The 14,284-nt window shown below is 58.7% G+C and carries 9 protein-coding genes; 7 read left to right on the top strand and 2 right to left on the bottom strand.

Translation table 11 applies throughout. The annotated features are described in order from the left end of the window. Positions 1–4 precede the first annotated feature (4 nt). Both rfbF and B0T39_RS07220 read right to left on the bottom strand, forming a co-directional pair. The gene (gene rfbF / locus B0T39_RS07225) at positions 5–790 is read right to left on the bottom strand and encodes a glucose-1-phosphate cytidylyltransferase (RefSeq protein ID WP_081545460.1); all 786 of its coding nucleotides are present in this window, start codon (positions 788–790) and stop codon (positions 5–7) included. A gap of 22 nt (positions 791–812) precedes the next feature. After that, positions 813–1,778 (bottom strand): glycosyltransferase family 2 protein, encoded by a 966-nt coding sequence (locus B0T39_RS07220; protein ID WP_081545459.1) that lies wholly within the window; start codon positions 1,776–1,778, stop codon positions 813–815. An 829-nt stretch (positions 1,779–2,607) separates the two neighbouring features. Between B0T39_RS07220 and B0T39_RS07215 the strand changes: the two genes are divergently transcribed. The 7 genes from B0T39_RS07215 (at position 2,608) to B0T39_RS07185 (ending at position 14,183) form a co-directional block, all read left to right on the top strand. Beyond that, positions 2,608–9,351 (top strand): glycosyltransferase, encoded by a 6,744-nt coding sequence (locus tag B0T39_RS07215; RefSeq protein WP_176219502.1) that lies wholly within the window; start codon positions 2,608–2,610, stop codon positions 9,349–9,351. A 192-nt stretch (positions 9,352–9,543) separates the two neighbouring features. Then, entirely contained in the window at positions 9,544–10,392 is an 849-nt protein-coding gene (locus B0T39_RS07210; RefSeq protein WP_081545457.1) for a flagellin N-terminal helical domain-containing protein, read from the top strand. Positions 10,393–10,576: 184 nt separating this feature from the next. Continuing rightward, positions 10,577–11,425, top strand: a complete 849-nt coding sequence (locus B0T39_RS07205; RefSeq protein ID WP_048414322.1) for a flagellin N-terminal helical domain-containing protein — start codon at positions 10,577–10,579, stop codon at positions 11,423–11,425. Between the two features lie 77 nt (positions 11,426–11,502). Then, on the top strand, positions 11,503–11,931 hold the full coding sequence (locus tag B0T39_RS07200; RefSeq protein WP_043642102.1) for a flagellar protein FlaG: 429 nt from the start codon (positions 11,503–11,505) through the stop codon (positions 11,929–11,931). Between the two features lie 44 nt (positions 11,932–11,975). Further along, positions 11,976–13,349 (top strand): flagellar filament capping protein FliD, encoded by a 1,374-nt coding sequence (fliD, locus tag B0T39_RS07195; protein WP_081545456.1) that lies wholly within the window; start codon positions 11,976–11,978, stop codon positions 13,347–13,349. 97 nt (positions 13,350–13,446) lie between these two features. Then, the gene (gene fliS / locus B0T39_RS07190) at positions 13,447–13,857 is read left to right on the top strand and encodes a flagellar export chaperone FliS (RefSeq protein WP_254894506.1); all 411 of its coding nucleotides are present in this window, start codon (positions 13,447–13,449) and stop codon (positions 13,855–13,857) included. Then, positions 13,854–14,183 carry a hypothetical protein gene (locus B0T39_RS07185; protein WP_081545454.1) on the top strand — a complete coding sequence of 110 codons (330 nt, stop codon included), beginning with the start codon at positions 13,854–13,856 and terminating at the stop codon, positions 14,181–14,183. The genes fliS and B0T39_RS07185 overlap by 4 nt, the downstream gene beginning before the upstream one ends. The last annotated feature ends 101 nt before the right edge of the window (positions 14,184–14,284 follow it).

Genomic DNA, 14,284 nt, shown 5'->3' with positions numbered 1-14,284 from the left:
GCCATCAGGACAGCTCGGGCTGCCAGACCCTCCACGGCGCCCGGCCGCTTTCCCACAGCTCGTCCAGCTGGATTTTTTCGCGCAGCGTATCCATCGGCTGCCAGAAGCCAGCATGTTGGAAGGCCGTCAGCTGACCCATGGCGGCCAGCTTCGCCATCGGCTCGCCCTCCCAGCTGGAGTGGTCGCCTTCGATCAAGGCGATCACTTCGGGCTGCAGCACGAAAAAGCCGCCATTGATCCAGCCGCCGTCGCCCGGCGGTTTTTCCTTGAAGCCTGTGACGCGGCTGCCTTTGCACACCAAGGCGCCAAACCGGCCTGGAGCTTGCACCGCCGCCACCGTGGCCAGTTTGCCGTGCTCACGGTGAAAGGCGATCTCCGCGGTCAGATCGATGTCGGCCAGCCCGTCGCCATAAGTGAAGCAGAACGCTTCGCCGGCCGGCAGGTAAGGGGCCACGCGTTTGAGCCGGCCTCCGGTCATCGTGTGCTCTCCGGTATTGACCAGAGTCACATGCCAGGGCTCCGCATGCCGGCGATGCACCTTCATTTGATTCTGGGTGAAATCAAATGTCACATCGGACATGTGCAGGAAATAATTGGCGAAATATTCCTTGATTACATAGCCCTTGTAGCCCAAGCAAATGATGAAGTCATTGATGCCGTGCGCGGAAAAGATCTTCATGATGTGCCACAGAATGGGCCGGCCTCCCACGCTGATCATCGGCTTGGGTTTGAGGTGGCTTTCTTCTGATATCCGGGTGCCGAGTCCGCCGGCCAGGATCACGGCTTTCATCTGCAAGTTTCCATGGCGTTAATCAACGAATGCTGCCGTAACGCTCGTGCAGCAACACATCCATGAAATTGGCGGCCGAGGCCTGGGCCTTGATGTATTCGGTCAGGATGGGGGAGGTTTCTTCGCTGATCTGGGGGAAGGACAAGCCATAGCAGGCCAGGGTGTTGCGGTACTTGAGCAGGCAGCAGTTGCTTATGCTGTTGATCATCATGTCCCGTTCCTGCCCGGCGGGCAGATTGCGCCGGATGACGTCTATATAGGCGTTGATCTGGTTTTCATAGCTGGCGAAGCCATCCAGACCATCCAGCATCAGCTTGCGCTTATAGGCTTCCTGATCGCCGTAGTCGTGAGCCTGGCGCATGAAGAACAGGATTTCAGGGTCGTAAGCGAATGCGCCTTGGGCGGCCATCTCGAACAACAGCACATGGTCGATGCCGACGATGGGCATCGCCACATTGCGGTATTGGACTTTGCGGAAGGCCGACATGCGGTTCATGCCGTAGGCCTGGTAGGCGTAGACCAGGCCCCAGGCCACGACATGCATGCGCGAGAAGGTGTCCATGCCGCGGGTGTCGAAAATGCCACCGATCTGGCTGCCCACGCCGCTTTCATTGAAAAAAGCGGATGCCGTCACCGCCAGGACCACATCGGGCTGGTTGTCGAGTTGGGCGACGCAGCGCTCAATGTATTGTTTGTGATACAGATCGTGGCCGGCGGCGAACATCATGTATTCGCCGCGGCAGCGGTCGAAAATCCGGTAGAAGTTCTGCGGCGCGGCAACCGTTTCTTCCGTGCGCAGCAAAGTGATGCGGGAATCTACCGCGGCATAACTTTGCAGTAGTTCATAAGTGCCGTCGTCGGAATGGTTGTCGGAGATGATCAGTTCAAAATCGCCGTAAGTCTGCCCCAGCAACGATTGCAAAGTCATGTCCAGATATCTTGCCTCCCGGTAGACGGGCATGCCGATGCTTACTTTTGGAATAGTCATTGTTCTACCTTGTAAAGATTGGAAGTCGTTGCTGCTGCCTGCATTCTAGCCAAGGCCGATGAAGATCGGCGACTGTAAACAGCGGCCCGGGAAGTCTTGCGCATTGCGGTCGCAAGCGGCGCGATTGGCTGCGCGCTTATTCTACCCAGGCGGGGTAGGGGCCGGTAGTCCCTTGCCAAGGCGGCGGCATGGGGATTCAAAGGCCGGGCTTGGCGGCGGCGCCCTCTTTGGGCGGCGATAAACGCGATTCCGTTAAGCTGGGCATGATGTGATGCGAGCCGCCATGTTTGGGTGTCCGCGTTCAACTTAAGGCGCGCATTGCGCAAATCAAGCCTTTGGGCCATGTCCAGGCCTTATCGTGTCAGCGTCCGGGGCTGCTGCATTATAGTCCCATCCCAATCAGAGACGCTGGCGGCAGGTCTGGCTTGTATGCGGTAATCGTACCAATGATGACATTTTCATGAATGCGGGCCGAATCTCCTTTGGGAGGGACGGGTTTCATGGTTTGAGCCGGTGTGGTGGGGGACTACCTCGCTTCGGGCTTGCTGCCTAGCTCCTGTACGAAGATGACATGGGCTTGTATCTGAGCGTCCTGTATCTTGTCCGCGTTCGCCGGCTATTCTTCGGAAAGGCCGGTCTTTCGCGTCGCGGGCGGCCATTCATGCGGACATCGTGTCGCTGAGGCGCTGCGGCCCCCTTTGATTCCGAGGATTTCGGCATGATTTGGGCTGTTGCCCATGACGTTTCTCAGTAATATATGGCAACCCGAATTTTAACCTGCCGTCTTAGCCTGGCGGGCTGTGCTGTCGCCATTCAGGAAACCAAGAAGATGAACTCACTTTTTCTCACTGTCGAAACTCAAGCGGAGTTGGAGCAAGTCCAGGCCTATCTTGCCGTTCATGATCCCAAGCAGTTTGAGTTGGTACCGGTGATTAACGCCCAGTTGATGTCGCCGGCATTATCGGCGCTACAAGCCCGTTCCAAGGTGTGTTTGGTTCCATTCGTGAATGGCCTACCCATGTTGGATGCGCATAATCTGGCTGCAGCCGGCGGAGAGTGGGTGGGTTTTGCCAGCGGCTTGGGCTTGCCGGTCGATACCGCTCCGGTCGCCGACGACGGGGCTCATTGGCGCGTGAGCGATAGTTGGGCTTGTTTGCCGGGCGGAGTGCCTTTGCGTCGAGAGCGAGCGCGGCAGAGCGAAGGCGATTATGGCCGCTTCCAATTGAGCGGCGTGGAGGACTTCGCCGCTCATCTGCAGCAATGCGGGGAACCGAGTTGGCTATTGGCGCAGCAAGCCAACGGCTGGCTACGTAAAAGCTGGCTCTTGCAATTGGCCGCAGGCGCTCGTCGTTTATCGCCGCATCAATGGCTACATCGTCGTTTACGGCAGGCGTTCGCGGGGGGCGAAACCGTTGTCTTGACTCATGCGCCCCAGGCCGCGGCCACGCATATCGATGCGTTGGCTAAAGGAGAGGAAGAGCGAATCCTGTGGTTGCAGCGTGAACTCGTGGGCTGGCTTGAATTGTTGTGCGACGTCTATGCGGATGAATTGCTGGTGCGCTTGGCCTTGCAAGCTTTGCTGCCGCTGAACCGACCATGGCTGCTGACCGACCGAGGCGCGGCCGACAACTTGGTTGGCCAATTGTCCAGCGTGTTTCGCCAGCAATATCCTCAGGCGCCGCTGCTGAGAAGCCCGCTATTGGAGGGCGTAGGCTGGCGAGTCATGGCGGAAGCGCAGATAGACCGAATTCAGGTGGCCAGTTTCGCCTATGCGGAATCGTTCGCAGCGCAAGCCGGAGCGATGACGCTGGCGACCATCCGTCATGAATGGGTCCGTCTGGACCGTTTGCTGGGTGTGGAGTGTTTTGATGCGACCTTGCAAGACCCGGATGGGCAGTTCATGCAGTTGATGGCGCTCTATCGGGACGGAGATGGCCGCTGGGTGCTGCCGTCTTTGCTCGCCTCGTGGCCGGAGGATGCCTTGAATCGCCTGTCTGAGCTATTGCAGGATGGCGCGAAAGGGATTCAGCCCAACCATGCCCAGGTCCGCGATGCGGCCCTGGCGCGCGAGATTGAGAAGAGCGGCGCCGGGCGTTTTCTGCCCGGGCTGGAAGGGTATGCGACCTTGGTCCAGCACGCTTTGCGTTACCGGGCGGCTGCCGATCTTGGGCCTCTGGGCCGGGTGCTGGACTGTGCGTCGGGGGCCGGCTACGGCTGGCATATTCTGGCGGACGCGGGCAGCATGGCCGATTACACCGGCATTGACCTCAACGCCGACGCAATCCGTTTTTCCCAGCGTTTCATCCCCGGCGACGCCGAGAATTGCCGATTTGAGGCGCGTTTGCTGAATACGCTGCCGCTTGCCGCCTACGATACGGTGATCTCGTTTGAAACCATAGAGCACACGGATGATCCGGAGCTGTTCCTGTGGGAGCTCTCCGAACGCATCGCCGCGGGCGGCCGCTTGCTGCTGAGTTTGCCCACCGAGCGCTGGGCCGGCTCTCACCTGAACCCGACGCATTGGACCAACTGGACGGAGTCCAGAGTGCGCCGTTTGTGCTCGCGCGTATTCGAAAAGGTGGACTTGCATCGTTTGCGGTTGTCGCTGGTCTCCCCTGAGACCTTCCAGTCCGGGCTGCTGCACCAGAACTGTGCCGAGTCTGGCGAAGATGAAGGCTTCCTGCTGGTACTGGAACAGCCAAGACCGCGGTCGTTGGCCAAGCGGGTGGTCGTTCAAAGACGTTTTGCCATGGGTGATGCGCTCTTGGCCAGCTCGGTATTGCCCGCTCTGCGCCGGAAGTATCCTGATCGGCAATTGCTGGTCAGAACCCAGGTGGTTGAGGCTTTTCAGGCCATTGAGGAGGCCGATATCGTCGGCTGCATGTCGCTGCTGCAGCGGCCGGACGATATTTTTATTGATCTGGACGGGGCTTACGAGAATGCAAGGGACTTGCATATCATTGAGGCTTATGCGCGACGCAGCGGGGTTGCGCCGGGTGCCCCTTCGTTGCCACGGCTGATGCAGGATTATCGGCCATTGGCCAACAAGATCGTGGCCTCGGGCTGGCTGGCGGCTAAAAAGCCGGAGCACTTGGTGGCCATCCATATGGCGGCAAGTTCGCCGGACCGCATCTGGCCGGCGGCGCGTTGGGGAGAATTGTTGCCGGTGCTGGCCGCCCGCGATATCGGGCTTGTGTTGTTGGGAAGCGGCAAGGATTTTACGCTGGAAAACCTGCCCGAGGCGGCCAGAGCGGGCGTGGTGTCCCTGGTCAATGAGCTGCGTCTGGCCGAAACTGCGGCGGCGATTTCGGTTGCCGACATGCTGATCGCTCCGGACTCCGGCCTGATCCACATCGCCCATGCGGTCGGCACGCCGGTGCTTGGCTTGTTCGGTATGGCTGAGCCTGCCCAGCGCCTGCCGTTGCGCGGCGCATCGCGGGGCCTGATTGCCGATATCGAGTGCAAGGGGTGTCTCGCAGAGCTGCCGGCGGAAGCCGCGCCGCTGTGTCGTAGAGGACACGCGTATTGCATGGATATGCTGACGGTGGAGTCGGTGCTGACCGCCGCCACCGGCATGCTGCAAGAGGTGCCGAATCAACAGTGGCGCAGCCGCCTGCTGCAAAACATTCCATTGCCGTTCTCCTGGGGCAAGGCCAACCGTTTGCAGAACGAGAGCAGACAGGATATTTCAGGGCCGGCGAATCCTGTGCTTGCCTCTCCCGAGGCGCCGCGCCGCAAGCCGAGAATCGGCGTCTTGACCCGAGATGCCCTGGACGAGGCTTGTTATCGTCTGCGTTTGGGAGATGCCTTGCAGTTGGTGGAAAAAGAGTTCGACCACTATTACTACAAGCATTCGGCCGCCTACCTATATGACGGGGTGTATCCATTCGGCAGCGATGACGATTTCGTCAGGGAAATGGATATCTTCCTGGTGCAGCGCCTGTTCCCAAGGCCGGAGAGTAAGGCCCTGCTTGAAAAGCTGGTCGAATCCGGCAAGCCCATCGTTTACGAAGTGGACGACTGGTTGCCGGAAATGCCTGAGTCGCACCTGATGTACAAAGAGTGCGAATCCTCTTTTGAGCAGATCAAATGGCTGCTGCCCAAATGCGCATTGGTCACAGTGACCACCGAGCCGTTGGCGGAGAAAGTGCGCCCCTTCAACGATAAGGTTTTTGTTTTCACCAACACCCTGGCCCGGGACCGCTTCGTAACGCCTAGGCCGCGCAATGACAAAGTCACCATCGGCTTTGCCGGCACCACGTCCCGCGGCAAGGAAATGGCGGCGATAGAGCCGGCGCTGATGCGTATTTATCGAGAATACGCTGGTTTGGTGAAGTTCGTATTCTGGGGAGAAGTCCCCAAATCCATGGTGGGGATGAAGGATGTCCGGCAAGTCACCACGTTTGTGAATTACAGCAAGTTTCTGACCGATCTTGCGGACCTGCGGCTGGATATCGGCATCGCTCCTTTGGCTCACGGCGCATTCAACGACAGCAAGTCCGATTTGAAATGGCTGGAGTACTCCGTGGTCGGCGCGGCGACGGTTTTGTCCGATACGCCGGCCTACGCCTGGCTCAAGGATAGCGGCATGGCCAGCGTGGTGGAGAACACGGAGCAGGCATGGTTCGAGGCCTTGGCGGCCTTGGTTGAGGACGCGGATCTCAGAGAGCGGCGTATTGCGCTGTCCCAGCATTACATCAAGGAGCGTAGGGTACTGGAAGACGCCGTGCCTTTATTGTTTGATCAATGGCGCCAGCTGCTGCCCAAGAACTTGCGGCCAAACGGCATCAGCGAAATGGGAAAGGTCACCACTTACGCCTTTTCCGAGCCCGAACAGTTTGCGTTGCGGGACTACCGGCGCTGGCTGGGAAACCATAATCTACGAGAGATCCACGCGGAGCAATTGGCGGAGTCGATGTGCACTGCCTGGCAAAGCCGGCCTTGGTTCAATCTGATCGTATTGGCGCCGCAAACCCGGCTGACTCGTCTGGCGGAGAGTCTGGCGGCCTTGGAAAACCAGCTTTACCCTAATTGGCGATTGATCGTGCTGTCCGACAGCGCGGTGCCGGATCCGGTGTTCAACAGCAGCGATCAACTGGGTTGGGTCCAGTTGGATGATCTGAGCGACTTTGAGGCGGTGGCCGCGACCATCAACGGCGTGATCTCCGAAGTGGCATCCGATTGGACGTGGTTGTTGCCCGCAGGCTTCCGTCTACAACCGCAGGCCTTGCTGCGTTTTGGCGAGGCCATCCATCAGCATCCGGACTGGAAAGCCGTGTATTGCGACAGCGACGTCGTGTCGCCGATGGGGGAGCGTTTCCTGCCGGCCTTCCGGCCAGACTTCTCGCCCGAATATCTGCGCTCGATGGACTACATCGGCGACGCGGTCGCCTTCTCCACAACCGCGCTGTCGATGCTGGGCGGTTTCCAGCCCTATCCCGGCGCCTACAACTTCGACGCCTTGCTGCGCTTGTTCGAGCTGCAAGGCTCACATGTCATCGGCCATGTCGACGACATGTTGCTTTCCTTGCCGTGGCGGCATCCGGATCAACAGCCGTTATGCCTGGCGTCCTGCCAAGTCGCGTTGGAAGAGCATGCCAAGCGCTGCGACCAGTCTGCCAGCGTGGGGCCGGGGCTGGTGGACGGGTCCTTCCATTTTGAGTATCAGGTCCAGGGCAGCCCTCTGGTTTCCATCATTATTCCGACGCGGGATAAGCTTGAATATCTGGAGCCGTGCATAGACAGCGTGCTGCAGCGCACCGCCTACCAACACTTTGAGTTAATCATCGTGGACAACCGTTCGGAGCAGCCGGAAACCCAGGAGTATTACCAAGCGTTGCAGGCGAGCTATCCCGGGCGGGTCCAGATCGTGGCCTATGACCAGCCGTTCAATTTCTCCGCCCAGTGCAACCTTGGCGCAGCGCATGCGCGCGGCGACTACTTGCTGCTTTTGAACAACGATACCGAACTGGCACTGGAAAGCTGGTTGGAACGCATGCTGGCGACTGCCCAGCAACCGGGAGTGGGTGTGGTAGGAGCCCGCCTGCTGTACCCGGAAGTCGGACAAATTCAGCATGCTGGCATTGTGTTGGGTTTGCCGGGAGGCATGCACTCGGTGGCGGATCATGTGTTCGAGCCGCAGGATATGAATCTGCCCGGTTATATGAACCGTGCCGTGACCATGCAGAACTATTCCGCCGTTACCGGCGCTTGCCTGATGGTAGCCAAGTCCACTTACCTGGATGTGGGAGGCATGGATGAAGAAAAATTCCAGGTGTGCTTTAACGACGTCGATCTGTGCTTGAAGGTTCAGGCGGCGGGTTGGCGCAATGTTTACAATCCGTTTGCCGTGATGTACCACCATCACGCCAAGAGCATAGGGCGCACCACTTCCGATCCGCGTATAGCGTTGCAGGCCGCGGTTCGCGAGCGCGGGGAAATGGAGAACTTCCTCCATGCCTGGATGCCGGTGTTGAAACGAGACCCTGGCTTCAACCGGCACCTATCCCTGCGCAAGCGCAGAATGGAACTGGAAACTGAACGGCACGTATCTTGGGACCCGAGCCTGGGCGGACGGCAGCGGGTATTGGGCGTGCCGGTGCCTGGCGGCAGCGGCGAGTACCGGCTGAGTCAGCCCTTATCGGTATTGCAAGAGCACGGCCTGCTGGACGGGGAGATTCTGCAGCCGGTGCATGGCTTGCCCTCTCTGGTGGAAATGGCGCGCATGGCGCCGGATGTCTTATTGCTGCATACCGCGGTGAACGATGGCGTTTTGGACGCTTTGGGGCAATACCGGTCCTACTTCCCTGGCATTCGAACCATCTTGGGCATTGACGACCTGGTGGGCGGCACGCCGTTGAAGAGCGACTTGTACGACCATTGGCGACGCCACTATCCCGATGCCAAGCAGCGTCTGCGTCGGGCGTTGAACATGTCCGATGCCCTGGTCGTGTCGACGGAACCGTTGCGTGAGTTCACGCAGGGCATGGTTGGCGAGGTTGCGGTGATCCCCAACCGTTTGCGTCGCAGCATCTGGGGCGAGTTGCAAGCCAAGCGGCGAGTCGGAGCCAAGCCCAGAGTGGGTTGGGTGGGCGCGTCGCAACACCGTGGCGACCTTGAACTGCTGTTCGAGGTGATCAAACAGACTCACCAGGAGGTCGATTGGGTGTTCATGGGCATGTGCCTGCCCCAGTTCCGGCCATATGTGGCCGAGGCGTATCAAGGCGTGCCCTTCAGCGAATACCCGGAAAAGGTCGCAACCCTGAATCTGGACCTGGCGGTGGCGCCCTTGGAGATGAACGCGTTCAATGAGGCGAAGAGCAATCTGCGCTTGCTGGAGTACGGCGCGATGGGATGGCCGGTGGTGTGTACCGACATCTATCCGTATCAGACCAACGGCGCGCCCGTTTGCCGCGTGCCGAATGATGTCTCCGTCTGGGTCGACGCCATTCGCAGCCGCGCGCATGACCTGGATCAGGCGGAGCGGGAGGGAGACCTTCTGCGTGCCTGGGTAGAGCGCGACTATTGGTTGGAAGACCATCACGAGGACTGGGCCAAAGTCTTGCGTGGTTGAGTCTAGGGGGTGGTAGGGGAGCCGCTTTGCGATCATTGAGATCCAAAGCGGCTTTTTAATGATCGGCTTGAAGCGCGTTAATTGGTAAAAATACCATTTTGGTCAAGTTTATTAACCTTTGGACGATCTAATGGCTGTGCTGCGGAATACGGGCGCTCCGGTTGACGCAGTCTTGATCTCAAGGGGAATCACATGGCTATTACAGTAAACACCAATATTGCGTCGCTGAACGCTCAGCGCAATCTCAACCAATCCAGCAACTCGCTGCAGGTTTCGCTGCAACGCCTGTCTTCCGGCATGCGCGTCAACAGCGCCAAAGACGATGCCGCGGGCCTCGCTATTTCCCAGACCCTGACCTCCGCCATCCGCGGTAACAATCAGGCGATCAAGAACGCCAACGACGGTATCTCCGTCGGTCAGACCGCTGAAGGCGCGCTGGGGCAGATCGCCAACAATATGCAACGTATCCGCGAAATCGCGGTACAGGCGTCCAACGGCTCGGTCAGCAACACCAACCGCTCGCAACTGCAAAGCGAAGTGGACCAGCTGACTCAGGAAATCTCGCGTATTGTGCAAACCACCCAGTTCAACGGCACCAGCCTGTTGTCCGGCGGCTCGGTCCTGACCTTCCAGGTGGGTTCGTCCGGCGCGGCGACCAACCAAGTGTCGATTTCCTCCACCGACCTGACCTCGGCGGGCACGTTGAACGCCTATAACTCCAGCCTGACCAATACCGGCACGATCAGCGTGACCACGCAGGCTGGCGCATCCGGCGCCTTGTCTTCTCTGGACGCCGACATCGCCCAGATCTCGAACATCCGTTCGACTTTCGGCGCGGTGCAGAACCGTTTTGACGCAGTGGTCTCCAACCTGCAGAACTATACTGAGAACCTGACGGCGGCCAACAGCCGCATCGTGGATGTGGACTTCGCCGCGGAAACAGCGACCCTGACTAAGAACCAGATTCTGCAACAGGCCGGCACTTCTATCCTGAAGAACGCCAACTCGTTGCCGCAATCCGCGTTGACGCTGCTGCAGTAATGAGGGAAGGAGCGTTGTCCTATCGGGCAAAGCTCCGCTCTTTTCTGGTGCTTGGATGGGAAATGGCATGGTTTGAGTGAGGTTTTTGGCAAAATTCACGTTTTGGCCGTAAAGTTTATAGAAGCCCTGACGATATGGTGAGTAAGCAAGTCGCTTTGCCCAACTGAACATCAGGAGAATCACCATGGCTATTACCGTCAACACCAACATTGCTTCGCTGAACGCGCAGCGCAACCTCAGCAACTCCAATAACTCGTTGCAAGTTTCGCTGCAACGTCTGTCTTCCGGCTTGCGAGTCAACAGCGCCAAGGACGACGCCGCCGGTCTGGCGATTTCGCAGACCTTGAGCGCCGCCATTCGCGGTAACAACCAAGCGATCAAGAACGCCAACGACGGTATTTCCGTGGGCCAGACGGCGGAAGGCGCCTTGGGCCAGATCGCCAACAACCTGCAGCGTATCCGTGAAATCGCGGTGCAAGCGTCCAACGGTTCGGTCAGCAATACCAACCGTTCGCAGTTGCAAAGCGAAGTGGACCAGCTGACCCAGGAAATTTCTCGTATCGTTCAAACCACCCAGTTCAACGGCACCAGCCTGTTGTCCGGCGGTTCGGTACTGACCTTCCAGGTGGGCTCGTCCGGCGCGGCGACCAACCAGGTTTCGATCTCGTCGACCGACCTGACCTCCGCGGGGATTTTGAACAGCTACAACTCGAGCCTGACCAACACCGGCACCGTGAGCGTTACGACTCAAGGTGGCGCGTCGGGTGCGCTGTCTTCGCTGGATGCCGACATCGCCCAGATTTCGAACATCCGTTCGACCTTCGGTGCGGTGCAAAACCGGTTCGACGCGGTGGTGGCCAACCTGCAGAACTACGTGGAAAACCTGACCGCAGCCAACAGCCGTATCGTGGATGTGGACTTCGCCGCGGAAACTGCTACCCTGACCAAGAACCAGATTCTGCAACAGGCCGGCACTTCGATTCTGAAGAACGCCAACTCGCTGCCGCAGTCGGCACTGACCCTGCTGCAATAAGTCTAGAATGATGGTATGAGCCAGCGGCGGCTCCGGTTGGTTGGGCAACCGGAGCTGCGCGCGTCAGGAGAGTTGTCATGCAAATACCTTCTTTACAATCGCTGCCGATTGCCAATGCGGGCGCATCCGCGCCGCGGCAGCAAACGGTGGAGCTGGCGCAAAGCGGGCAGGGGGCTGATAAGGCCGCTTCCGCTTTGCCGGACAATGCCCAGGCCGTTGCCGCGGCTGGACAGGCGCAGCAGCAGCAGGCGCAAAATACCGCGGCCAAGGAAAAACCATCGGTTACCGAGCAGTTGCAGTCTTCGCTCAAGCAACTGAACAGCGTGGCCTCGCTGTACAATAACCAGCTGGAGTTCTCAGTGGACAAGGACACCGATCTGCAGGTGGTGAAAGTCGTGGACAAGGAAACTCAGAAGGTAATCCGGCAGATACCTTCCGAGGATGCAATCCGGATCGCCAAGGCGATCGGCGACTTCAAGGGCATGCTGCTGAAGGACAAGGCTTGAGTCCCGGGAGCGGCTCAACAAATACACATTAAGGGGTGATGAACATGGCAGGGATAACCACATCAGTCGGCGCGATCGACGTCCAAACCATCGTAAGCCAGTTGATGGCGATCGATTCCCGGCCATTGGTCGCCAGTCAGAAGAAACTGGACGGCTACAACACCCAGTTGAGCGATCTTGGCAAGATCGGTTCCGCGCTGTCCGCGCTGCAAAGCGCGATCACCAGCTTGTCGTCGGGATCGTTCTTGCAAGCGTTCAAGGTGTCCTCCAGCGACACTTCCGTAGCAGGGGTCAGCACCACTTCCGGCGGCGTCAACGGCACTTATGTCGTCAACGTCGCCAAGCTGGCGACCTCTCGGCAACTGGTGTTCGACCAGTTCAACGGCACCGACATCAAAAGCGCTCAAACGGAAATCACCGGCGCGCCCAATGAACTGAAGTTCACCATCAATGGCAAGGAACAGACGGTCAAGCTGAGGGATAATCCTGGCGACAAAGTCACCTTGCAGTCCATTTCCGACAAGATCAACGCCGAAGGCATGGGCATCAACGCCTCTGTCGTTAAAAACGGCGACAACTACAAGCTGGTGGTGGCGTCGACCGCCTCCGGCACCGACAATAAGTTCTCCATCAGCGCAGGCGGCACCGACTCCGGCGGAATCAGCGGTTCGACGCTGGCTGGCTTGACGCAAAGTCCAACCGCCAACGGCGAGTCCAAGGACGCGGTCAACGCCGAGTTGACTGTGAACGGCGTGCAGGTGACCTCCGGCAGCAATAAAGTCAGCGGCGCGATTCCTGGCGTTGAGTTGGACTTGTACAAGGGCGGAACCGGCGTTTCCACCACGGTGACGCTGAATCAGGACTCCGCCGGCATCGGCAAGAATCTGCAAGGTTTTGTCGACGCGTATAATCAAGTCCTAAGCGCGATCAAGGATGCTCGCGGCGGCAGCATGAAAGGCAATGCCTCGGTTTTGTCGATTCAGCAAAAGCTGCAGGATGTGTTGACCAAATCCATTCCCGGCGTCGACCCGGTCAACTCCTTTGCCTACCTGTCTCAGATTGGGATCGCGATTCAAAAGGACGGCACTCTCAAGCTGGATCAGACCAAGTTCAACGATGCCTTGAAAAAAGACCCGACCGCGGTGAAAAACCTGTTCGGGAATACCAGTAGCAATGGGATTGCCCAGTTGTTGAACAAAGAGATCAATAGCCTGTTGGGACCCAGTGGCGTTGTGGAAAGCAGTAAGAGTTCGATCAACTCGCGTATCAGCACCGAGAAAGCTTCGCAGGATGCGTTGACCGCTCGACTGACCGCGCGGCAGAAACAATACATCCAGCAATACACCGCGTTGAACTCGACGCTGGCTAAAATGCAGGCTTCGACCAATAATTTGAGCGGCCTGATGTCTCAGGTATGAGTTTGGTTTTTCGTCATGATTTTACGCTGTGGCCGGATAGGGCTGTACTGCCCGCCGACCCGGCATTGCCGGTGGTAACACTATGCTGAACTCCAGAATGTTGAAGCAATTCAACAAGGCTTATGAAAACGACGCCTTGAAGGCCGCGGTATACGGCGCTAGCCCGATTGGGATCGTGGTCATGTTGTACGAAGGCGCGATCAAGGCGATCATGACCGCTGGCATCGCGATCGAGGCCCAGCGCTTTGACGAAAAAGCGCGCATGATTTCGAAGGCGATGGACATCATCGAAGGTCTGCGCATTGCTTTGGATGTCGAGGCCGGCAGCGAGGCCGCCGTCAATCTGAACGAGTTATACCTCTATATGAAGACGCGTTTGGGGCGGGCCAGCCTCAAGAACGATCTGGAAATCCTGGCTGAGGTACGCGGGTTGTTGGAAACCATTCTTCCCGCCTGGCAGCAGGTTGACCGCAGCCAGCCCGCAGCCAGCGCGGCGGCGGGCGCATGACGGCGGCGACGCGCGCGACGGCCTTGGTCGAGTTGGTGGCGGAACTGGAGGCCTTGACGCCTCAGGTGTCCGCCGCGGTGTCCGCCAAGGACTACGAGCGTTTCAGCGCTTTGCAGGTGCAGCAGGAAAAGCTGATGTCGCGGCTGTTGGCTTCGCTGACCCAGGAGGCGCTGTCGGGCCTGGAAGACACTCAGCGCGACAGGCTGCGTGAACTGGTGCGGCGACGGGAGGAAATCCAGGCCGATCTGGTACAGTGGTCAGAAACGCTCCGCTCGGAACTGGTGCTGATCAATCAGAATTCCCGGGTGCTGAAGCACTATCGTTGACCGCAAGCCGCCGTGATTGCCCGGCCAGGACGGCGGGGTTGATTTGATGGCGGGTTGGCCTTGGGTTGTTGGAGGTTTCGCCATAAAATTAAGTCACGGCG

It is taken from the genome of Chromobacterium haemolyticum, from assembly GCF_002081825.1.
GTDB lineage: Bacteria > Pseudomonadota > Gammaproteobacteria > Burkholderiales > Chromobacteriaceae > Chromobacterium > Chromobacterium fluminis.
The sequence above is the reverse complement of the archived record's forward strand: the minus strand, read 5'-3'. Positions and strand labels throughout refer to the sequence as shown.